A 21,683-nucleotide genomic window follows, 5' to 3' on the forward strand; every position below is an offset into this window, starting at 1 on the left:
ATAAAACTTTTTGGGCCTTTCCCGACCCCTTATTCTATATTAATTAATTATTAACTAAGCACTTTTGATTTAAACTATTCATAACGACACATTTTCCCTGTTCGAAATGAAAATATCTACTTTTGGTACTCGTACAGCAAACGATAACTTTTTAAACTCCATGCTTTACTTTTTAAAGAGGCGCTGGTGCGAATCGGCGCCTTTTTATTTGCTGTATGTATAGTTGTGAGTATTGAGTAGCTAGTATTGAGTATTAAGTAAAATGTATATCAGCTGGTCCGGATTTGCAATCCGGGCTTTCCAATTATCGGGGATTTAAAATCCCTTTAAAAATAATTCTGTCCGCTAGTCTGGATTTTACAATTCTTAGGGAATTGAAATCACGATTCTCTGCTAGTCCGGATTTGCAATCCTGACTTTCCTATTAAAAGAGAGTGGAAATCCACAGCAAAACTCATTCCCTGAATTCAATCCTCCACCAACTCCATCAGGTAAAAGGTCTCAAAATCCTGCTCTTCCCCTAGTAGGTCTTTATTCTTCGACGCCAACATCTTGCCGTCCGGCATAACCGCTTGAATAAACCTCACCTTGGAGGGCACCTTTACACTTCTGTTCACCAGCTGCTGCTTTTTATCAAAAACTGACAGATAAAATGGATTCATCTCTGCTTTACGCAACGGATCATCTGCCAATTCCTCCGTGTACCTATCGGCATCTATTCCATTTTTATAAACTGCAATTAGATAACCTCCTATATCGAAAATAGACTCAACCTCTCCCGGTCTCATTTCTTTAAAATTTCTGTCAAACTGAAAAGAAGCCTGATTTTCAGATGGAATGATATCCACAAACTCTTCTCCACCAAAGTTGACGGATCGAAGATAATCAATGGCCATTCCATTAATTTTATACACATGCAATGACGGCTCATTCTTCAGCAACATGTAAATCAGATCGCCTATCTTGGTAATAAAAGGATAAACGCTACTATAATATTGGCCATCCTTATACTTACTGATCTCAGGAATTGGAAGAACCGGGGTCAAACTACCATCCTTTAGATCAATAAAGTCCAAATAATACTCCCTATACCCCTCACTTCGTCCTCCTGAAATCTGCCCCAAAAGCATATCTTCTGAAATGCTGTAAATTTTCTTTCTTTGTGTCCAATTGTAGAACTCTATTTTAAAAGGAAGGGGAATATCTTCCACATGACTTCCGTTTTTCTCAAATACGGCCAGATCCCCATAATTATTGGCCACCAAAAGTTTATCTTCTTTATAAAAGCCTAATGAAACCATACTGTTGATGGGATTGGGCCGGTCTCCTCCCCTGGAATATTGCTGATGAATCTTTCCCCTTTGGTCAAAAATAATTAAATCATTGGTCTTAAAATTAAACCCTACAATTTCCCCTGAAGTAGGATGAACATCCGTAATTTCCAGATCTCCGAGATAATCCAGCCTTATGGAATCCACTATTTCCAAATGGAAGGACTTACTTTTCACATCTTCATTCACTTGTTGCCTTTCAGACTTGTTTTCACAAGACAAGAAGACAGTCATCACACCTGAAAAGGCTAAAAATCCTTTAAAAAAATTCATCTTTTTCATATTTAAAATTTGTATACTTGTTAACCAATTCCAACTTCCCTCGATAGACCGTAAAGTCTTCTTCCTCCAAATCTTTCCTTGCTGGTTTCATAAACCAAAGTTCATCATTAAACACCCTAAAACTATCATAAGCCATATCCGGCAGATCAACATGATAGGTTAAGACCTTCCCATCATTAATCAAGAGTAAATCCGGTCTTAACTTTTCTCTTAACTCCTGCCGCTTTCGTTCAAGTACTTCTTTATCTTTTACTCCTTCCAAATCCCTCAACTCCTCTTGGGTCGCAGATCGGGTATAACTGATCAGAATATTATCACCGACTTTGTCCAGCCCTAAAATCCGAGCCGTATAATTACTTTCCTTTAAGGTTCCATAGGCCACCTTTTGAAAATCATCCCCAACACCTCCTTCAAAACCAGGAATATCCAGATCATAAGCTTCCAACAGTATAGGCTCCTTACCTGAAAAATCATATTCATACAACACATCTTCATTCTGGAAGGCCAAATACAGCTTCTCCCCTTCCTTCTCATAAAAAAATACGGGACGAAAATCCTCAAACACAAAAGCCTTTCCATTCAAAAACTTACTACCCTCTGGAAAAGGAAGCAGCTGTTTTTCCTCCCCACTTTCTAAATCCGTCATCAAGAGATTTTTACGACGTCTAAAGAAGTCACTGTCCCACCCCTGATCCCCCATCAGGTCTCTATGGTGCAAAAGATAAACCTTACCATCCTTCTCTATCACTTGACTCGTCCTGAAAAGATTGATCAGTTTATGAAAAGATCTGGGCATGGTCAATGATCTTTTTGAAAATACCAAAGTTCCATCTGGACTAAACGCCTTAATTCCCATCATGGCATCATGGGTCACAACATCCCCATCCGGCGTACAGACCAAGTTATCCGTCACCATCATAAATGCCCCTGGGTCATCCCCCTTTCTTTCCCAATCGTGGACAAGGTTACCTGATTTATCGAATGCCATCACTCTTGGCCTACCTGCATCCCTAAAAAAAATATAATCGTCAGAAACAGTCTGAAAAAAAGGCAACTGGGCAATTATCCCTTTAAAATTCAGTGAATCTATTACCGATATCCTTGCAGGGTATTCCTTTTTGGAACCATTTATTTTCTTTTCCCCACAAGCACATACAACCAACAAACCTATTAAAAACAAGCTATTCGATTTCATTCCTTAACCAATCTAGTTTTATAAAAAACGGTATAATCATTCTCTCTTTCTTGAAAATCCACATCAAACCAAACCTCCTCATCCCCTCTAACCTTGGCCAACAAACCAAAATATTCCGGCATTACTATATCAGCACTTAAAACCTTCCCATCCCAAACTCTTAAATGCTCCTTATTGATTTTACCTACCTCTTCAAAGCATTTCATAATATCATCTTGGTGTGCTGCATACAATTCTTTCACCACACCAGGAGGCGCACCTTCAGAATAACCTATCAAGAAGCGATTGGACGATAAATAATCCAATGTTTTGACCTTTCCATAATAAAAGTCAACAATACCAAATGCTCCATCACCTGACTCCTCTTCCACACCCACAGCTTGATAAAACACTTCAAATGGCAAAGACTGCTCACTAACTGGCCCCTTAGAAAAATCCCCTGTATAAGCAAATATCTTGGGCTCATTGCTAAATGAAACAAAAAGCGTATCACCTGAGCTAGTCAAAACAGGCTTAATATACACATCATGAAAAAGATGAGTTTCAGAGGAAAACCGGCTTTCTTTTGGGAAAGGCACAAGCGGCTCAAAAACACCTTTGACAGGATCTAAGCGTTCCAACTGCCTGGACAGGGATTGATGCTTCATGGTAAACCCAAGATCAGCATACCGGCCTTGATAAAAAGAAACAAAATCTCCCCCTAAGGGGACGGTATTCTTGGCATAAGGAACAATAAACCTAAACATTGGCGGAAAATCAGGCTTAAACTCCCTAACCAGTCTTCCTTGGAGATCATACTGAAATTGCCCCCTCTCAGAGATCAACAAGAAACTATTATTCCCCATAAAAACAGTCTTTCCCGTATGATAAGAACCATATTCCCCTGGCCCTTCTCCATTCAGATCCAGTTTTCTTATCAGCTCCCCTTCCTTGCTGAACACCAAAAAAACTTCATTTGACTGATCATAGCCCAGAAATGTACTGCCATCCGGTGATATATCCTGAAGATACACTTGCCCCAAATAATCCAGTACCAGTGAATCCACCAGCTCTACCTTCCAAACGTCCTCCAGAAGCGCTTCAGAGCGTCTTTCTGAAGAGGTACATGACTCCAAAAACAGCCACAAAAAAAGCAGCCAAAAACATTCTCTTAAAAACATACACAAAAATTTTAGCCCCAATATCAAAAAACATTACAACACATCAAAGAAAAGGTTAGTTAATAAAAAGCTCTCTTGAATCACCAAGAGAGCCCGACAATAAAACTGAGTCTAGTCTTACTTTCTTAGATTCAAATGAAAGTCCGCAAACCTTCCAGGTTTAAAAGTGAAGCCCACTCAGATTGGAGATTTGCACCCATAAAACCTGGAAGGTTTTACATCTAAACATATACTCCGCTAGTACTTTTGCCTGGGGCTGTCACCCCAGGCTAATATAAGTTCGCCCCTTTAGGGCGGCCCCTTTCTCCACTGATCGCCACCCTACAAAGAAATTTGTTTGTGTAAGACTCAAAAAAATCTACTTATGAGAAAGGCTCCCCAACAATCTTTACTAACTTTTAATCCTCTAGTCAGGATTTTACAATTCTTAGGGAATTGAAATCACGATTCTCTGCTAGTCCGGATTTGCAATCCGGACTTTACAATTCTTAGGGATTTGAAATCCCGACTCCCTGTAAAACAAAACCTGACGCTCCACTCGTACAGACTTACAATCCTACCTCAAAAAAAAGGGGGATTTCTATCCCCCAAGCAATTTGTTTAAATCTTTATTAACTTTTAACCTGCCGGCCTAACAAACTAGCAGATTCTTGGACTACGACTTCTGCTTAAACAGCGAATCCACAAACTCTGTACGGTTAAAAATCTGCAGATCCGTCATTTTCTCACCTACACCGATGTATTTTACCGGAATCTTAAACTGATCAGAAATCCCAATGACCACACCACCTTTGGCCGTGCCATCCAATTTGGTAATGGCCAAAGCATTGATCTCTGTGGCCTTGGTGAATTCCTTGGCCTGAATAAATGCATTTTGTCCCGTGGAACCATCCAGCACCAGCAAAATCTCATGTGGCGCATCATCGATAAACTTCTGCATCACCCGCTTGATCTTGCTCAGCTCATTCATCAGGTTTACCTTGGTATGAAGCCTCCCCGCAGTATCCACGATCACCACATCTGCACCCATATCCACCCCCTTCTTCACCGTATCAAAAGCCACCGAAGCCGGATCAGCATTCATCCCATGCGAAACCACCGGCACTCCCACACGCTCTCCCCAAAGGATCAACTGGTCCACTGCCGCTGCCCTAAAAGTATCTGCAGCTCCTAAAACCACCGACTTGCCGGCAGATTTGAACTGATGGGCCAGTTTGCCGATAGTGGTTGTTTTCCCAACACCATTGACCCCAACCACCATAATGACATAGGGCTTTTTATCCTTGGGCAATTCAAAATTGGAAAGATCTTCAGCGTTGTTTTCCTCCAGCAGCCCCACAATTTCTTCGCGCAGGATTTTGTCCAGCTCGGCCGTATTCACATACTTATCCTTCGCTACACGTTCCTCTATTCGCTGAATCACTTTTATCGTGGTGTCCACCCCTACATCGGAGGTAATCAACACCTCCTCCAGCTCATCCAACACCTCATCATCCACCTTGGACTTACCGATAACTGCCTTTCCCAGCTTGGTAAAAAGATTTTCACTGGTTTTTTGGAGCCCCTTGTCCAGGCTCTCTTTTTTATCCTTAGAAAAAAAACCAAAAATTCCCATAGTCATTCACTTGTTTGCCCCGAATATAATCATAAAATCCCTCCCGAAACCAATCGAGAGGGATTATCCTTTTTGCATTACGATTTAAGCAAGGCAATTATTTTGCAAGGGTATCCTTCACCTCAGTGGTAGGTACCATTTCTTCTCTGAAAGTGTATGCACCGGTTTTCTCAGACTTAACCGCCTTGATTACCTTTGCGTAAGTTACACCACCTTCTTTTTTCAGGGTTGCTACTACTTTCTTAGCCATATCCTTTAGGTTTTATGACAGCTTCCAAAACGGACCTGTCTGCTCCTTAAAATTATTTAATTTCTTTATGAACCGTTACTTTCTTAAGGATTGGGTTGAATTTTTTCAGCTCCAATCGCTCAGTAGTATTTTTACGGTTTTTGGTTGTGATATATCTTGAAGTGCCTGGAACACCACTGTTTTTGTGCTCTGTACATTCCAAAATCACTTGAACTCTGTTTCCTTTCTTAGCCATCGCTCTATCTATTTATTGATTTGGAAATGATTACTTAATGATAATGTGTCCTTCTGCTTGAGCTTCCTTCAAAACAGCACTGATGCCTTTTTTGTTGATAGTCCTCAATGCTTTGGAAGAAACCTTCAACGTGATCCAAGCATCCTCCTCAGGCACATAGAAGCTTTTCTTGTGCAGGTTAGGATAAAACTTACGCTTGGTCTTGTTGTTCGCGTGCGATACATTATTACCTACTCGAGGTCTTTTACCGGTGATGTCACAAACTTTTGCCATGATATATGATCGTAATTTTTAAGACGTTTTTCTAATTGAGTTTGCAAATATCGGAAGTTTTCGGGAATAACCAAAAGAGCCTCCAAAAATTATTAGCTAAATGATTGTAATTCATCCAACTTATCTTCAAACACCCTTCCGACAGCACAGCAAACACTTCCTTCAGCCAATTTCCGGCCGCTCCCCCTTGTATCCTCAGGGCATTTCTTATATTTGTTTTAAACAGTCGACCCAAATATACAAAAAATAAAAATACATAGCTTATGATGGAATCAATCACATCCAGCCAACAAGCCATTGAATTGGAAAACAAGTACGGCGCCCACAACTACCACCCACTACCGGTAGTCCTCACCAAAGGAGAAGGCGTCTTTGTATGGGACGTCGAAGGAAAAAAATATTATGACTTCCTCTCCTCTTATTCCGCAGTAAACCAAGGCCACTGCCACCCCCGCATCAAAGAAGCCTTGATAGAACAGGCAGGAACGCTCACCCTAACCTCAAGGGCCTTTCATAACGACACCTTGGGACCATTTGAAAAGTTTTTGAGCGAGTACTTCGGCTTTGACAAGGTGCTCCCGATGAACACCGGTGCCGAAGGAGCGGAAACCGCCATTAAAATCGCCCGAAAATGGGCCTATGAAAAAAAAGGCATTCCCGAAAACAAAAGCACCATCTTGGTAGCTGAGAACAATTTTCACGGCAGAACCATTACCATCATCTCCTTTTCCAATGATGAAAACGCCAGAAAAAACTACGGGCCTTATACTCCTGGATTCACCACCATACCTTATAATGACACCAAAGCCTTGGAAGAAGCTCTTGAATCCAATAAGAACATTGCAGCATTTTTAGTCGAACCCATACAGGGAGAAGCCGGAGTATTCGTACCCAAAGAGGGATACCTTAGAGAGGTTGCCTCTCTATGCAAAAAGCACAATGTCTTATTTATAGCGGACGAGATCCAAACGGGCATTGCCCGTACGGGAAAAATCCTTGCCTGTGACCACGAAAACGTCAAACCTGACATGCTCATCCTTGGCAAAGCCATCTCAGGAGGCTTTTACCCTGTTTCAGCAGTACTTACCGACGATCACATCATGGAAGTCATCAAACCTGGCCAGCACGGTTCTACCTTTGGGGGAAATCCCCTGGGAGCCAAAGTTGCCATGACAGCCCTCAGTGTGGTAAAAGATGAGAAACTGGCAGAAAACGCCCACGAACTGGGCAACCTATTCCGGGACAGAATGCAAAAACTGGTGGAAAAATCAGACCTGGTCACTTTAGTCAGAGGCAAAGGACTGCTCAACGCCATTGTGATCAACGACAGCGAGGACAGCGACACCGCTTGGAATATTTGTGTGAAACTTAAGGAGAACGGCCTCTTGGCCAAACCCACCCACGGAAACATCATCCGGTTTGCACCGCCACTGGTGATTACCGAGGAACAACTCCACGAATGCTGTGACATCATTGAGAAAACCATCTCAGACTTTGTCAAATAAATGAAAACGCCGGCCCCTACATTGGGCCGGCTTTTATTTTTTAGGACAGGCCAACCTTCACAAGCCCCTCATCGTAAACCTCCCAAAACAAAAACAAAGACCTTTTTCACTAACTTTGCCTACTGAGCACACTATAACTATAGATAAAGCATGTACAAAAGACCAAGAAGAAACCGTAAATCTTCTGCCATCAGGGCCATGGTGGAAGAAACCAGGCTTTCTGTCAAAGATTTCATATTCCCCATTTTCGTCATTGAGGGGAACAATAAAAAAGAGGAAGTTGCATCCATGCCGGGCATATACCGCTTTAGCACGGACTTACTTCTAAAGGAAATAGAAGAATGCATGAACCTTGGCATTAATGCTTTTGACATTTTCCCAGCATATCCTGAGGACAAGAAGGACAAGTACGCTACCGAAAGCCACAACCCGGACACCTTTTACCTAAAAGCCATCGATAAGGTCAAATCCTCCTTTCCCGAAGCCTGCATCATGACGGACGTTGCCATGGACCCCTACAGCAGTGACGGACACGATGGCCTGGTGGAAGACGGAAAAATCCTCAACGATGAAACCCTGGAAATCCTCGCCAAAATGGCCGTGGCACAAGCACAGGCAGGCGCCGACATCATCGGCCCCTCCGACATGATGGACGGCAGGGTCGCTTACCTTAGAAAATCCCTGGACAGCGCAGGCTACAAAGACGTCTCCATCATGTCCTACACCGCCAAATACGCCAGTGCTTTTTACAACCCATTCAGGGACGCCCTGGATTCCGCCCCAAAAGCAGGAGACAAAAAAACCTACCAAATGGACCCCGCCAATCTTCATGAAGCTTTAATCGAAGCCCAACTCGACGAAGAAGAAGGGGCTGACTTTCTCATGGTCAAGCCTGCCTTAGCCTACCTGGATGTTATCCGGCTGCTCAATGAAAACACCCAGCTTCCCATCGCGGCGTATAACGTCAGCGGAGAATACGCTATGGTAAAAGCCGCGCATCAAAAAGGATGGCTTGACGGGGAACGCATAATGTTGGAGTCTTTGCTCAGCATCAAAAGGGCCGGAGCAAAAATCATCCTCAGCTACTTTGCCAAAGAATTTGCCCTCACACAAAAATAACACACAGCAACAGCCACTCAAAAGCCATCCGACAAACCGGATGGCTTTTTTTTGTTTTATACCACCCAACCTTCACACTATTTTTGCAAAACCTAAATAAACCGGTTCATTTTTCAACCTACCTCCTCCCCAACAAAAACCTCTAAAAAACAGAGATCTATTTTTAAACCTCGAACAAATCACATGATTATTTTAAAATATTTCCAAAAAACCCATTAAAACGAAACATAAAAACCAAATACCATCACTTATCACACGAACACCACAACTTTTTTCAACAACATGAAATAAAATTTTAAAAAAATTACAGACTCCAAAAAACCCCTTAATTTTCATTTTTTTCAAGTTTTTGGAGTTTTTAGGATATTTTCAAACCCTATTTTATTTCTTTTTGTGCTGAATCTATAAAAATCAGTTTGTTTTTTTACGAAAAAAATATTTACCTTTATATCACTGTTAATTGATGACCCAATAAAAAAAATTGAAAAATAAGTCTATCTAAACATTCAACTGTATGAAATGGAGTTTTAACGAACTAGCAGAAGTAAGTACCGAAGTGCTGTCCCAAGGGGCAGACCTTTCAGCAAACATCACCCAAAACTTACTCACCACTAACAACGTGTGGATGATGCTATCCACAGCATTAGTATTCATTATGCACCTTGGCTTTGCCGGGGTGGAAGCCGGCTTTGGCCAGGCCAAAAACACAGTGAACATTTTGTTCAAAAACACAGTAACCCCCATTCTTGGGATTGTCACTTACGCCATCTGTGGGTTCTTCTTAATGTACCCAGGCTTTGATGTTCCAGGCTGGTTTGGATTTGACGGATCAGGTTGGAGCATGTTCTGGTTCGCTCCAGAAACTGCCGACGTTTCTGCAGGCTACGCTGATGGTGGCTACACTTACTGGACTGACTTCTTGTTCCAGGCCATGTTTGCCGCCACTGCCGCAACCATTGTATCCGGAGCGATCGCCGAAAGGGTTAAATTAGGCGCTTACCTACTTTTCACCCTCATTTATGTAGGCATTGTTTATCCTATCATCGGTAGCTGGAAATGGGGCGGAGGAGTCCTTGACGATTGGGGATTCTACGATTTTGCAGGCTCAACGCTTGTCCATTCCGTTGGTGGATGGGGAGCCCTTGCAGGTGTAATCCTAGTAGGTCCACGCCTTGGTAAATACGTAAACGGAAAAACCGTTGACAAACCAGGCGCCAGTGTTCCTTTGGCTGTAATCGGTGTATTCCTTCTTTGGTTAGGATGGTTCGGCTTCAACGGAGGCTCCGTACTTTCTGCAGACCCTGCCTTGGTATCCTTTGTATTGGTAACCACTTCTCTGGCTGCATGTGCCGGCGGACTTGGCGGATTCTTGGCTGGATACTTTGTTTTCAAAAGACTTGACTTAGGAATGGTATTGAACGGAATTTTGGCCGGACTTGTAGGCATCACTGCTGGCGCAGACGTTATCAACCCGGGACCAGCCATCCTTGTAGGCTTTATCGCCGGACTACTCGTTGTGTTCTCAGCCGTACTTCTTGACAGAATGAAACTGGATGATGTAGTAGGAGCCGTTTCAGTACACCTTACTTGCGGTATCTGGGGAACACTTGCTGTTGGCCTATTCTCTACCAACCCTGACCACTCCTTTATGACGCAGCTTACCGGTGTGATCATCTGCGGAATTACCGCCTTCACTTGCGCCTTCGCAATCTTCTACCTACTTAAAGTAACGGTAGGGATCAGGGTATCTGAAGAACATGAAAAATCCGGACTGGATTCTCACGAACACGGAATCAGAGGCTACACTATCGTTTACGACGAATAGTCTCCAAACAACATTTACCACAACACCCCCCTTTTCCTGTCCAACCGACAAACCAACCCTTTGAGGTTGGGCAGGAAATCTTTTGTCGGTCAATCCTAACAATCAACTTTAATCTAAAGTAAAATGAAAAAACTTCGACTATTAATTGTACTAGCATTTTTAGGTTCTTTCACTGCGGCAATGGCCCAGGACGATTCTAAAGTATCCATCTCAGGCTCAGTAGACGCCTATTATCGCGCTAACTTAAGTGCCCCTAACAAGGACATGACCAACGCGGAAGGACAATCTATGGGAATTCAGGCTCCAGCAACTTCTTTTGCGAACCTACCTGGCTTCTCCCTTGGGATGGCGAACATCATAGCCGCCTATGAAGGCGAAAAAGTAGGTTTCGTTGCCGATCTGGTCTTCGGACCTAGAGGAGAGGATGCCGTCTTCGGATCACCTCTTTACACCGGAGGCGTAGCAGGTAGTTCTCAAATCGTGAACCAACTTTACATGTACTGGAACGTAAATGATGCCGTTACCTTCACCATCGGTAACTTCAACACTTACCTAGGCTACGAGGTAATCTCCCCTACCGGGAACTTCAACTACTCCACTTCCTACATGTTCTCTTACGGCCCCTTCTCACACACAGGCCTGAAAGCAGACATTGCCCTTTCAGACAACTGGTCATTGATGGCTGCCGTAATGAACCCTACCGACATGACAGAATTCAACCTTGCCGGAACCTATACCGCCGGTTTACAACTTGGATACGAAAATGATAACGGAGGAACTTGGTTAAACTTCCTTTACGGTGATCAAGACGGAAAGCTTGATTCGGAAAATGTGATGATGGCAGGTACCTCTTCTATGGGAAGCACTTTCCAAGTAGACCTTACTACTGGATACAATGTAACCGAAGCTGTCTATCTTGGCCTGAACGCCACCTACAATACTACTGCAGCCGGAGAAACCTATAACGGAAGCAGCATCTCCGATATTGATGGAGACGGTTCCGGTTTTTACGGTATTGCCGGTTACGCACAGGCAGCCACTTCTGAAAAATTCTCTGTCGGACTGAGAGGCGAGTATTTCAACGTATTCAACAGCGGCCTTGAGGGCGTTGTTGGACTGGACAATGCCGGCGACGGAAATGTCTTTGCAGTGACCTTATCTGGCAATGCCAAAATCACTAACAACCTTACCCTGATTCCAGAAGTAAGACTGGATTCAATGTCTGAAGAAGATTTCTTCTTCAACAACGACTTGGCAGCATCTAAAAGCTTGTCATCATTCTTACTAGCAGCCGTATTCTCTTTCTAATTTTTTCCACTGACAAACTAAAAATTTTTAACGGAAACCACGGTCCTTGAAAAAGGCCGTGGTTTTTACTTTTTTACATAAAACCCAGCTAAAGCAGCTTCAAAAAAACACCCAACTAGACCTCCACTGCAGCAATCCCACATTTCTCCCTATAAATAAAAACCAACTTATATACTAATAACCGGAAATAACCAGCAGATAATTTTACCCATTCATAAAAAACATTGATAAAAACCTGATTTCAATGAAACATTTTATGTTATTTTACGCTATGACGAATAAGCGCAATAATAAAACATAAAATATATAAGACTATGGTAAAGTTAGCAGTAATGGTTGCAGCCGGTTTTTTCGGTATGGAAACTTTTGAAGCAAAGGGACAGGAATACCACGAACTTAAAGGCCCTAAAGCCAAAAACTACAAGCCTTGGAAAGAAAAGGCACGTAAAGGCACCTTAGTCGTCAATATCGATGGATCAGTTGCTCAAGGACCGACCTTCAAGAACGAAAAAGTTTGGGAAAGAAGGAACGCAAAAGCCACCGTCAACACTGAATTGCAGGCAATTGACAGACCAAAGGGCCCTAAGGCTAAAAACAAAAAAGTCTGGAAAAACGATTAAGAAAATCACTTTTAAAAAAAAGGGGTGCCGATCGGCTCCCCTTTTTTTATCATCCACTGTAGGAATTATCAATATGTTGATCCTTGGCTTTGATGGTTTCAAATTCCAGGTATTGCTCCCAGAAAGCCTCTTCTGGCAAGCCCGCCCGAAGATACAGCTTCTCTTTTTTAACCGGATGAACAAAAACCAAATGGAAAGCATGTAAATTAATGCTCGCATCAGAATTGGCCTTGGAGAATCCATACCGCAAATCTCCACGGATAGGACAGCCCATTGAAGCGAGCTGCACCCTGATCTGATGTGGCCTTCCCGTCACCGGTCTCACTTCCAGCAACCAGTGGTCATTCAGCTTGCCCAATCGCTTGTATGACAGTTCCGCCCTTTTGCTTCCAGGAACCTCGTGATCAAAAGCCTCCGTCACATTCCTGTTTTCATCTTTCACCAAATAATGAACGAGCTTGTCCATTTCTTCTTTTGGCCTTTTCTTGACCACAGCCCAGTACACTTTATGCACATCCCGCTTCTTGAAAAGCACCATCATCCTCTCTAGGGCCTTAGAGGTCCTTGCAAAGACCACCAAGCCGCTCACTGGTCTGTCCAAACGGTGGACTGGATGCAAAAAAACCGCACCGGGTTTATTATATTTTTCTGCAATGTAGTCCTTGCAATAATCCGTCAGGGTTTTATCTCCCGTACGGTCACCCTGCACCAGCACTCCTGCCCTTTTATTGACGACCAACAAATGGTTATCCTCATATACAACTGAAAAAGGTACTTTTGCCATATCTAATTACTGTTTGTGCATAAAATTAAAAGAAGGAAACGGCTATGGATTTGCAAACCACCGCCACCGTATACGATCCTGTCAATATTCTGAGGTAAAATGAAACTCGATATCCGGATAATTATCCTGGACCATCTGTAGCCAGGCCCGTGACTCGGCCATAAACACCAACTTCCCTTCCTTGTCCCGCGCAATATGCCTGTTCTTTGAACGGACAAATTCATCCAATTGCTTCTTATCGGAACTGCTTATCCAACAGGCCTTGTACAGGTTCATGGGAGCAAACTCTACGGTCGCATTATATTCATTTTTCAAACGGAACTGAATCACCTCAAACTGCAGCTGACCAACCGTGCCAACCACCTTTCTTGACCCCATATCAAAGGTAAACAACTGAGCAACCCCTTCTTCCATTAGCTGCTTCAGCCCTTTCTCAAGCTGCTTGGTCTTCATGGCGTCCTTATTGATCACCTCCCTAAAAATCTCAGGAGAGAAACTTGGAATCCCCTTAAAAGTAAGGTTTTCTCCCTCAGAAAGACTGTCTCCAATTTTCAGGTTTCCGGTATCGTAAAGCCCCACAATATCCCCCGGAAACGCCTCATCAATGATTTCCTTATCCTGGGCCATAAAAGAAGTCACATTGGAAAACCTTAAAGGCTTGGTCCCCCTCATGTGCTTGTATGGCTTATTCCGCTCAAATTTACCCGAACATATTCTCAAAAAGGCAATCCTGTTACGGTGATTCGGATCCATATTGGCATGGATCTTAAATACAAAACCACTGAATTTTGATTCTTCCGGCATAACTTCCCTTTCTTCAGTAATTCTGCTTTTTGGCTTAGGAGCGATATCGATAAAAGTGTCCAACATTTCCTGAACACCAAAATTATTGACCGCAGAGCCAAAGAAAACCGGTGCAACTTCGCCTGAAAGGTACTCCTCTTTGCTAAAATCAGGATACACCCCTTCAATCAACTCCACGTCTTCCCTGAGCTGATTGGCATTGCCTTCCCCTACCAAGTTTTCCAGTTTGCTGTCTGACAGATCGTCAATGGCCAGGATCTCGTCGGACAGCTTACGCTGCGACGGAGTAAATAAATTAAGGGACTTGTTGTACAGGTTATAGACCCCTCTGAAGGTTTTCCCCATTGAAATAGGCCAAGACAGTGGCCGGACCTTAATGTTCAGTTTCGCCTCCACTTCATCCAACAGATCGTAAGGATCCCTTCCTTCACGGTCGAGCTTGTTGATAAAACAAATAACCGGAGTATTCCGCATCCTACACACTTCCATCAGCTTTTCGGTCTGAATCTCCACCCCCTTCACACAGTCAATAACCATGATCACACTATCCACTGCGGTAAGCGTCCGGTAAGTATCCTCCGCAAAATCCTGGTGACCGGGAGTATCCAAGAGGTTAATCTTTATCCCCCTGTACTCAAAGCCCATTACCGAGGTAGCCACGGAGATCCCCCTCTGCTTCTCTATTTCCATCCAATCAGACTTGGCGTGGGCATCAATTTTATTGGATTTTACCGCCCCTGCGGTCTTGATCGCACCACCAAACAGCAACAGTTTTTCGGTAAGTGTTGTCTTTCCGGCATCCGGGTGGGATATGATCCCAAAAGTCCTTCTTTTATCAATCTCCTTGGTCAAACTCATCTTTATTGAGGCTTCATTATTTGCAAGATGCAAAGGTAGCTCTTTTGATCGAAAGATGGAAAAGTATCGCCATTAGTCCCAGAGGATTGCCCGATGGACAGCAGGCTAGCTCACAAAAGGATCCTCCACTTTAAATTCAGAAGAGTTTTCATGAGTGCCTCGAAGGACAATCCTAAATGTAGTCCCCTTACCCACTTCGGAGTGGTACACAAAAATCCGACCCCGGTGGTAGCCTTCTATAATCCGTTTGGCCAATGTCAAACCAAGGCCCCAGCCCCTTTGCCGGGTCGTAAAGCCGGGATTGAAGACCTTTTTGAACATGCTTTTATCAATCCCCTTTCCGGTATCGGCGATATCGATATGGACAAACTTCTCACTATCCTTTACGATGTTGATCTCTATCTTTCCTTCCCCTTTCATGGCGTCCACGGCATTTTTACAGATATTCTCCACCACCCATTCGAAAAGCGACTTGTTCATCATTGCCTCCACATCTTCAGCATGGGAATTAAGGGTAATGCTTACCTTGCTGGATATCCTTGGCCGAAGGTAATTCACCGCCTCATCGACAATATTATATACATTTTCCTCCTTGATCACCGGTGCACTACCAATATTGCTGAACCGCTCAGTCACCATCCTGAGCTTGGTCACATCCTTGTCCAGCTCCACGATCACCTCCTTATTTTCCTCCCAGACCGGTGAGTTTTTCAGGTAATCTATCCAGGCCATCAAAGAAGCTATAGGGGTACCAAGCTGATGGGCAGTTTCCTTGGTAAGCCCAGCCCAAACCCTGTTTTGCTCCGCTATCTTGGACTGATTAAAGACGGCAAAAGCCAGTACCCCAAAAACCAAAATCACCGATAACTGTATATAGGGATAGTATTTTAGACGGGTAAGCAGTTCGGAATTGGTATAATAAAGAAACTGGTTGTCTACAATCTGGATAGGCTCGTAGTCGATCTTCATCCTTTGCACCTCTGCCCGAAGCTTTTTATCAATATCTTCCTCCGTAGCGTTTTTCTTAAACTTGATATTACGGTATTGGTTTGTGGGATTCCCAAATGCATCCGCAACAATCACAGGGATATTATTGTTCTCCTGTATGATCCCCTTATGGATAAAAGTGAGGTTATCGGAATTGTTGGCCACATACTCCATAGCATTGGCATAGAGCGTGATCTGCTTCATCTCCCTTTCCTTGAGCTCACTGACCAAGGTGTCTGTATAATAAATGGATCCAACACTTATAACCAGTGATGCAATAAAAATAATCCACTTTACCTTGCCTCTATTATGATATAGATCCAGCCCTGCCAGATCCTGAAAACGGTTCTTCATTCTTATTTTTTCAATCCCTCCACAGCAAAAAACTGTCACATCCTATAACTGTTTTTTACCATAGATATTATCTATCAAACATAGAAATTAAGTGTTTGACACCAGCTTAACAATCCCGTAAATTCGAATATATTTTAAAATAAACAAAACAAAAACGATGGCAACTAACGAAATCGGATTAAAAGTACAAGACAGCAAAGTTTTAGTAGGACAATTGAACAAGCTCTTGGCCAACTATGAAATATACTATCAGAATCTGAGGAACTTTCACTGGAACGTCTCCGGCCCTAATTTCTTTGAACTCCACGCCAAGTTTGAGGAGCTTTATAATGAAGCCAACGATGCTATCGATGAAACAGCCGAAAGGATATTGACCCTGGGGGAAAGGCCTCTCAGCTCATTCACCGAGTACATTGCCCATTCCAGCATTCAGGAGGCTGCGGTAATTACAGAGCCAAAGCAAATGGTGGAAACGGTAAGGGACAATCTCAACACCCTGTTGCAACTGGAAAGAGAGACGTTGGAGGCGGCCTCCTCCCAAGGAGACGAGGGTACAGTAGCACTTATGAGTGAATACATCACCTCAAAGGAAAAAGTGATCTGGATGCTTTCCGCTTACTTGAGATAAAACCAACTGAAAACGGGCCGACTGAGACAGCCGGCCCGTTTTAGCCCTACTTTTCATCAAGCTATTAGCCCATATAAGCAAAGAACTGAACTCCCCGCTTTGTTTTTAACACAAAATAGGCTTTAAAAAACCTAGCCACGGTGCCCAAGTATTAGGCCCTAAATTTAATATCAGTTGCTTTGCTTTATCCATTTCCAAAGCGTCCGGTAATTCACTTTGGCCCCATGTACCAATATCCCAATGCGATAAATCTTTGCTGCCACCCAAGTGGTGAATAAAAATCCCGCTATCAACATCACCATGGACAACAGCAGTTCAAAAGCAGGTATGCCAAAACTTGCCCTGCCTACCATAGCAATGGGGGAAGTAAAGGGAATGACCGACAACCAGAAAGAAATATTACTGGTAGGATCATCCAAAATAAAGATAAACAGCCCAAAGTAACTGGCCATCAAAGGGATGGTCACAGGAAACATAAATTGCTGTGCATCAGAAGGGGAATCCACCGCTGCTCCAATAGCCGCAAAAAAGGCCCCATAGAGCAGATAACCCCCCAAAAAATAGAACAGAAAAGTAAGCACCAATTGGAAGAAATCAATCCCCTGCATCACTTGCAGGATCCTGGCAATATCTCCTGACTGTTCCATTGCCTGCATGGCCTCTGGATTGGCCAGTTCCAATGCCTGCTGCTGCGGCATCTGCATACCAAAATACCCCATCACCACCGAAGACACTGTGGCAATCAAAAGAATCCAAATCAAAAACTGGGTCAGCCCAACGGCTCCAATACCGATTATCTTGCCCAGCATTAACTGAAAAGGCTTAATGGAGGAAACCAGGATTTCAATAATCCTACTTGACTTCTCCTCTATTACCCCTTGCATGATCTGGGTTCCATATACGAAAATGAAGGTGTAAATCAATATTCCTAGCACAAAACCAATCCCATAATTAATCCCTGCGACAGAAACTTTTTCCTCCCCACTCTCTTCCATGGTAATGGACTGTATGGACACATTGGTCCTTAAAGAACTGATTACTTTGGGGTCAATTCCAGAATCATAAAGCCTTATTTCTTCAATCTTTCTTTTCAATTCCCTTTCCAGATGCTCCACAAAGCCCATACTCGGGTTTTTCATAGAATAATATACTATCCCCTTGGGGTCAGAAAGCTCAAATGAAGGGATATATAAATAACCGAACCGCTTCCCCTCTTTTACCAGAGATTTGGCATCTTCGGCCGCCGCATCAGAATAGGAAAAAGCATATTGCCCATTGCTTTCCAAAAAGAACTTCCCACTGTCATCCACCACTTCTATGATCTTCAGGGCTTCTCCTCCTTCATCACTGAGGGATATCCAAAGAAATACTCCAAGAATGGCGGGAAAAACCAAAGGAGTGATCAGGGTAGCCAAGAGAAACGACTTTTTCCTAACTCTTGCCAGATATTCCCTCTTGATGACCAAAAAAACTTTATTCATGCTCGTTTTCTTTTACCTTTTGGATAAAAATTTCTTCAATGGAAGGTATTTCTTCTTTGAACCCTACCACCTCTCCATATCCCATCAACTCTCTTAAAAGCTGATTAGGCGCCATTTCTTCAAGATTCATCTTAAACTGTTTGGTACCCGGCCGCTCTATGACATCGAAGGCTCCGGCCGGAATTTCACCGTTGACATGCTGAAGGGTCACTATAAAAACATTGGATCTCGCCTGGTTCTTAATCTCCTGAACGGGTCCGTCCAGCACTTTAAAGGACTTATTGATCATCGCAATATGATCACAAAGCAGCTCCACCGAATCCATTCTATGCGTAGAAAGCATGACCGTCGTCCCTCCTTCCTTTAGGGAGATGATTTCATTTTTGATAACCTCAGCGTTTACCGGATCGAAGCCCGAAAAAGGCTCATCCAAAATCAGCAGTTCCGGTTCGTGAATGACCGTTGCTACAAACTGCACTTTTTGGGCCATTCCTTTGGACAAATCTTCCACCTTCTTTTCCCTCCAGGCTTCAATATCAAGTTTTTCCAACCAATATTTCACCTTCTCTTTTGCCTCATTTGCCCCTAGGCCCTTGAGTTGTGCAAAATAAAGAAGCTGCTCGCCCACCTTCATCCGTTTATAAAGACCTCTTTCTTCAGGCAGATAACCTATGTTTTTGATGTGTCGGGGAGAAAGTAGCTGCCCATTTACAAAAATCCTTCCATCATCCGCATCGATAATTTGGTTGACTATTCGGATCAGAGAGGTCTTACCTGCCCCATTTGGTCCCAATAGCCCAAACACACACCCTTTGGGGATGGTAAGGCCAATATCGGTCAATGCAGGATGGTTCCCGTAGCTTTTGTGAAGCCCTTCAATAGTAAGAATATCCAAGACTGTTAAAATTTTAAGCGAGATTAATATTAAGAAAAAATCTGCCGAGTACCGAATAAAAAACTTGGCTACTTAAGTGTCAGTGAACCTACAGATACATCTATCTCAAAGGTCATCAGATTGTCCGCATTTTTATCATAACCTTTGCTGATATAGGTCTTTCCTCCAAGACTGGACAGATAGTTTGGCAGCTGGGTCCTGCACATGGCCGTTGATTTGATCTTCACCAAATAAGGGTATTGGGGTTCGGGCAACTCAATATAGACAGACCCTGCTCCCACAGTAGCTGAAATAGCGCAGGGCTTCTTACCTTCAAAATGATCTTTAAAACTCAGGTTGACCTTTCCGTAATTCACATCAAAAATCAACTTATCTGCTTTGGAATGGGCCACATTTACCCCGTTCACCGTCCCCATATTGACCTCTACCATGATGGTATCCATATCAATGGCATTGATGGCTTTTCGGGCATAATTTAACGTAACATCTGCGGTGGCAGTCTTGATTTTGCACCGCTTGATTTTAAGGCCTGACAAATCCAGATCAGCTTTCCCTATGCCAAAATGAAGGTCTAAATCATAGATATATTTTTCACTCAAACCCACTTCCCACAAATGATCAAAATCTCCTTCACTACTTGAAAAAAGTTTTGAAGAGAGGTTTTTACCTAAACCCTGGCTTTCTACGTCGTTATGGTTTAGACTGGCTTTGAGCACCCTGTCCTTTATCCCGTAGTTAAAATCGGGCAAAATATTGACCTTGGAGAGATGTGTATGAATCAGGATGGGACCTTCTAAATGCATTCTGGATACTTTTGACACCCCTTTGTAGGATGAAAAATCCAATTGCACCAAATCATACCCCTTTCGCTCTTCTACCGTAAACTCCTTTATCATCTGGGCCTGAACTGTTGCGGCACACCCATAGACAAGAAATACAAATAAGCACAATCTATTCAACATACGAATAAATTACGACTCCCTACTTAAAAGGTTCGCCCATAAATGAAAAAAGCCGGAATTTTTTCCGGCCTTAACTGTATCTTTTTATGTGATCTTAAAAAAACTCCTTCATTTTATCAAAAAAGCTCTTTTCTGATTTCCCTGGATCGGGAATAAAGTTCTCTGAAGCCCTTAATGACTCCAATTTATCTCTTTCATCTTTGCTCAACTGCTTGGGCGTCCATACATTGACGTGGATCAACTGATCCCCCCTTCCGTATCCATTGAGGTCCTTTACGCCTTTCCCTTTTAACCTCAACACTTTCCCGCTCTGCGTACCAGGATCCAGCTTGATCTTCACTTTTCCATCAATGGTAGGCACTTCAATTTGGGCTCCCAATGCAGCATCTATAAAGCTTACATAAAGATCGTACACCACATTATTGCCATCCCTTTGAAGGATTTCATCTTCAATCTCCTCAATTACGATTAGTAGATCACCGGCAACTCCTCCTGGAATTTCATTTCCTTTTCCAGAAAGACTCAATTGCATTCCATCCGCTACACCACCGGGGATATTAATAGGGATCACCTCTTCTTTTAGCACCAAACCTCTGGCATCTGCATGGTCCGGCTTCTTATCGATTATCTGACCGGTACCTCCACAGGTCGGGCAAGCACTGGCTGAAACCATCTGGCCCAGCATCGTATTGACCACCTTTTTCACCTGGCCGGAACCCTGACAAGTAGAGCAGGTCTTAAAACTAACACCGTCAGCAACGATATGGCGTTTTACCTTAATTTTCTTTTCTACTCCATGGGCAACCTCTTTGAGGTTTACCTTCAATTTCACGCGTAGGTTTGTACCTTTTCTTACCCTTCTACCGCCGCGGCCGCCTCCGCCGCCAAAAAAGGACTCGAAACCTCCGCCTCCGAAAATATCACCGAACTGTGAAAATATGTCCTCCATGTTCATACCTCCACCACCAAAGCCGCCATTTCCGCTGACGCCTTGATGTCCAAAACGGTCATATCGTTCCCGCTTTTCAGGATTGCTCAGTACCTCGTAAGCCTCGGCAGCTTCTTTGAACTTTTCCTCCGCGGTATGATCATCGGGATTTTTGTCGGGATGATATTTCAAGGCCATCTTACGATAGGCCTTTTTGATTTCACTCTCGCTTGCTTCTTTCGCTACCCCTAATATTTCGTAATAGTCTCTCTTTGCCATAATAT

Annotated in this window: 20 protein-coding genes; 6 read left to right on the forward strand and 14 right to left on the reverse strand. The window is 43.2% G+C overall.

What is annotated here, in order from left to right; all coding sequences use genetic code 11:
* Nucleotides 1-467 precede the first annotated feature (467 nt).
* From ACYVAA_RS00060 to rpmB, 7 genes are all read right to left on the reverse strand, one after another.
* On the reverse strand, nt 468-1,604 hold the full coding sequence (locus tag ACYVAA_RS00060; RefSeq protein ID WP_460537943.1) for a hypothetical protein: 1,137 nt from the start codon (nt 1,602-1,604) through the stop codon (nt 468-470).
* Complete coding sequence (locus ACYVAA_RS00065) at nt 1,591-2,808, reverse strand: NHL repeat-containing protein (protein ID WP_460537944.1); 1,218 nt, start codon at nt 2,806-2,808, stop codon at nt 1,591-1,593. The genes ACYVAA_RS00060 and ACYVAA_RS00065 overlap by 14 nt, the downstream gene beginning before the upstream one ends.
* Nucleotides 2,805-3,968, reverse strand: a complete 1,164-nt coding sequence (locus ACYVAA_RS00070) for a 6-bladed beta-propeller (protein ID WP_460537945.1) — start codon at nt 3,966-3,968, stop codon at nt 2,805-2,807. Before ACYVAA_RS00070 ends, ACYVAA_RS00065 begins: the two co-directional genes overlap by 4 nt.
* A 655-nt stretch (nt 3,969-4,623) precedes the next feature.
* Nucleotides 4,624-5,583: a signal recognition particle-docking protein FtsY gene (ftsY, locus tag ACYVAA_RS00075; protein ID WP_460537946.1), complete on the reverse strand. Its 960-nt coding sequence runs from the start codon at nt 5,581-5,583 to the stop codon at nt 4,624-4,626.
* Between the two features lie 97 nt (nt 5,584-5,680).
* A complete protein-coding gene (locus tag ACYVAA_RS00080) occupies nt 5,681-5,833 on the reverse strand; it encodes a DUF4295 domain-containing protein (protein WP_015264418.1) in 153 nt (50 codons plus the stop codon).
* Between the two features lie 52 nt (nt 5,834-5,885).
* Nucleotides 5,886-6,068 carry a 50S ribosomal protein L33 gene (gene rpmG, locus ACYVAA_RS00085; protein WP_018471881.1) on the reverse strand — a complete coding sequence of 61 codons (183 nt, stop codon included), beginning with the start codon at nt 6,066-6,068 and terminating at the stop codon, nt 5,886-5,888.
* A gap of 30 nt (nt 6,069-6,098) precedes the next feature.
* The gene (rpmB, locus tag ACYVAA_RS00090; protein WP_015264420.1) at nt 6,099-6,341 is read right to left on the reverse strand and encodes a 50S ribosomal protein L28; all 243 of its coding nucleotides are present in this window, start codon (nt 6,339-6,341) and stop codon (nt 6,099-6,101) included.
* A 263-nt stretch (nt 6,342-6,604) separates the two neighbouring features.
* Between rpmB and rocD the strand changes: the two genes are divergently transcribed.
* From rocD to ACYVAA_RS00115, 5 genes are all read left to right on the forward strand, one after another.
* A complete protein-coding gene (gene rocD / locus ACYVAA_RS00095) occupies nt 6,605-7,846 on the forward strand; it encodes an ornithine aminotransferase (protein WP_460537947.1) in 1,242 nt (413 codons plus the stop codon).
* A 150-nt stretch (nt 7,847-7,996) separates the two neighbouring features.
* Nucleotides 7,997-8,965 (forward strand): porphobilinogen synthase, encoded by a 969-nt coding sequence (gene hemB / locus ACYVAA_RS00100; RefSeq protein WP_460537949.1) that lies wholly within the window; start codon nt 7,997-7,999, stop codon nt 8,963-8,965.
* Between the two features lie 514 nt (nt 8,966-9,479).
* Complete coding sequence (locus tag ACYVAA_RS00105; protein ID WP_460537950.1) at nt 9,480-10,790, forward strand: ammonium transporter; 1,311 nt, start codon at nt 9,480-9,482, stop codon at nt 10,788-10,790.
* A gap of 123 nt (nt 10,791-10,913) precedes the next feature.
* Nucleotides 10,914-12,098, forward strand: coding sequence for a porin (locus tag ACYVAA_RS00110; RefSeq protein ID WP_460537951.1), 1,185 nt, complete (start codon nt 10,914-10,916; stop codon nt 12,096-12,098).
* Nucleotides 12,099-12,412: 314 nt separating this feature from the next.
* Complete coding sequence (locus tag ACYVAA_RS00115) at nt 12,413-12,718, forward strand: hypothetical protein (protein ID WP_460537952.1); 306 nt, start codon at nt 12,413-12,415, stop codon at nt 12,716-12,718.
* A gap of 49 nt (nt 12,719-12,767) precedes the next feature.
* Here the strand turns inward: ACYVAA_RS00115 and ACYVAA_RS00120 are convergent, their stop codons facing one another.
* The 3 genes from ACYVAA_RS00120 to ACYVAA_RS00130 all read right to left on the reverse strand — a co-directional run bounded on the left by ACYVAA_RS00120 (nt 12,768) and on the right by ACYVAA_RS00130 (nt 16,505).
* A complete protein-coding gene (locus ACYVAA_RS00120; RefSeq protein ID WP_460537953.1) occupies nt 12,768-13,502 on the reverse strand; it encodes an RluA family pseudouridine synthase in 735 nt (244 codons plus the stop codon).
* A gap of 81 nt (nt 13,503-13,583) precedes the next feature.
* Nucleotides 13,584-15,164 (reverse strand): peptide chain release factor 3, encoded by a 1,581-nt coding sequence (locus ACYVAA_RS00125; RefSeq protein ID WP_460537954.1) that lies wholly within the window; start codon nt 15,162-15,164, stop codon nt 13,584-13,586.
* A 105-nt stretch (nt 15,165-15,269) separates the two neighbouring features.
* On the reverse strand, nt 15,270-16,505 hold the full coding sequence (locus tag ACYVAA_RS00130) for a sensor histidine kinase (protein WP_460537955.1): 1,236 nt from the start codon (nt 16,503-16,505) through the stop codon (nt 15,270-15,272).
* A 157-nt stretch (nt 16,506-16,662) separates the two neighbouring features.
* Between ACYVAA_RS00130 and ACYVAA_RS00135 the strand changes: the two genes are divergently transcribed.
* The gene (locus ACYVAA_RS00135) at nt 16,663-17,133 is read left to right on the forward strand and encodes a Dps family protein (RefSeq protein ID WP_460537956.1); all 471 of its coding nucleotides are present in this window, start codon (nt 16,663-16,665) and stop codon (nt 17,131-17,133) included.
* A gap of 170 nt (nt 17,134-17,303) precedes the next feature.
* On the opposite strand, the gene ACYVAA_RS00140 is transcribed toward ACYVAA_RS00135, so the two are convergent.
* From ACYVAA_RS00140 to dnaJ, 4 genes are all read right to left on the reverse strand, one after another.
* Nucleotides 17,304-18,614 (reverse strand): ABC transporter permease, encoded by a 1,311-nt coding sequence (locus tag ACYVAA_RS00140; protein WP_460537957.1) that lies wholly within the window; start codon nt 18,612-18,614, stop codon nt 17,304-17,306.
* On the reverse strand, nt 18,607-19,509 hold the full coding sequence (locus tag ACYVAA_RS00145) for an ABC transporter ATP-binding protein (protein ID WP_460537958.1): 903 nt from the start codon (nt 19,507-19,509) through the stop codon (nt 18,607-18,609). The genes ACYVAA_RS00140 and ACYVAA_RS00145 overlap by 8 nt, the downstream gene beginning before the upstream one ends.
* Before the next feature lie 68 nt (nt 19,510-19,577).
* Entirely contained in the window at nt 19,578-20,471 is an 894-nt protein-coding gene (locus ACYVAA_RS00150) for a DUF4097 family beta strand repeat-containing protein (RefSeq protein WP_460537959.1), read from the reverse strand.
* Between the two features lie 94 nt (nt 20,472-20,565).
* Nucleotides 20,566-21,678: a molecular chaperone DnaJ gene (dnaJ, locus tag ACYVAA_RS00155; RefSeq protein WP_460537961.1), complete on the reverse strand. Its 1,113-nt coding sequence runs from the start codon at nt 21,676-21,678 to the stop codon at nt 20,566-20,568.
* Between the last annotated feature and the right edge of the window lie 5 nt (nt 21,679-21,683).

The organism is Echinicola sediminis, assembly GCF_054777495.1.

What these genes read in the sequence shown, in the direction of transcription:
- ACYVAA_RS00060 (WP_460537943.1), bottom strand. Translation starts at nt 1,604, where the DNA reads ATGAATTTTTTTAAAGGATTTTTAGCCTTTTCAGGTGTGATGACTGTC.
- ACYVAA_RS00065 (WP_460537944.1), bottom strand. Translation starts at nt 2,808, where the DNA reads ATGAAATCGAATAGCTTGTTTTTAATAGGTTTGTTGGTTGTATGTGCT.
- ACYVAA_RS00070 (WP_460537945.1), bottom strand. Translation starts at nt 3,968, where the DNA reads ATGTTTTTAAGAGAATGTTTTTGGCTGCTTTTTTTGTGGCTGTTTTTG.
- ftsY (WP_460537946.1), bottom strand. Translation starts at nt 5,583, where the DNA reads ATGGGAATTTTTGGTTTTTTTTCTAAGGATAAAAAAGAGAGCCTGGAC.
- ACYVAA_RS00080 (WP_015264418.1), bottom strand. Translation starts at nt 5,833, where the DNA reads ATGGCTAAGAAAGTAGTAGCAACCCTGAAAAAAGAAGGTGGTGTAACT.
- rpmG (WP_018471881.1), bottom strand. Translation starts at nt 6,068, where the DNA reads ATGGCTAAGAAAGGAAACAGAGTTCAAGTGATTTTGGAATGTACAGAG.
- rpmB (WP_015264420.1), bottom strand. Translation starts at nt 6,341, where the DNA reads ATGGCAAAAGTTTGTGACATCACCGGTAAAAGACCTCGAGTAGGTAAT.
- rocD (WP_460537947.1), top strand. Translation starts at nt 6,605, where the DNA reads ATGATGGAATCAATCACATCCAGCCAACAAGCCATTGAATTGGAAAAC.
- hemB (WP_460537949.1), top strand. Translation starts at nt 7,997, where the DNA reads ATGTACAAAAGACCAAGAAGAAACCGTAAATCTTCTGCCATCAGGGCC.
- ACYVAA_RS00105 (WP_460537950.1), top strand. Translation starts at nt 9,480, where the DNA reads ATGAAATGGAGTTTTAACGAACTAGCAGAAGTAAGTACCGAAGTGCTG.
- ACYVAA_RS00110 (WP_460537951.1), top strand. Translation starts at nt 10,914, where the DNA reads ATGAAAAAACTTCGACTATTAATTGTACTAGCATTTTTAGGTTCTTTC.
- ACYVAA_RS00115 (WP_460537952.1), top strand. Translation starts at nt 12,413, where the DNA reads ATGGTAAAGTTAGCAGTAATGGTTGCAGCCGGTTTTTTCGGTATGGAA.
- ACYVAA_RS00120 (WP_460537953.1), bottom strand. Translation starts at nt 13,502, where the DNA reads ATGGCAAAAGTACCTTTTTCAGTTGTATATGAGGATAACCATTTGTTG.
- ACYVAA_RS00125 (WP_460537954.1), bottom strand. Translation starts at nt 15,164, where the DNA reads ATGAGTTTGACCAAGGAGATTGATAAAAGAAGGACTTTTGGGATCATA.
- ACYVAA_RS00130 (WP_460537955.1), bottom strand. Translation starts at nt 16,505, where the DNA reads ATGAAGAACCGTTTTCAGGATCTGGCAGGGCTGGATCTATATCATAAT.
- ACYVAA_RS00135 (WP_460537956.1), top strand. Translation starts at nt 16,663, where the DNA reads ATGGCAACTAACGAAATCGGATTAAAAGTACAAGACAGCAAAGTTTTA.
- ACYVAA_RS00140 (WP_460537957.1), bottom strand. Translation starts at nt 18,614, where the DNA reads ATGAATAAAGTTTTTTTGGTCATCAAGAGGGAATATCTGGCAAGAGTT.
- ACYVAA_RS00150 (WP_460537959.1), bottom strand. Translation starts at nt 20,471, where the DNA reads ATGTTGAATAGATTGTGCTTATTTGTATTTCTTGTCTATGGGTGTGCC.
- dnaJ (WP_460537961.1), bottom strand. Translation starts at nt 21,678, where the DNA reads ATGGCAAAGAGAGACTATTACGAAATATTAGGGGTAGCGAAAGAAGCA.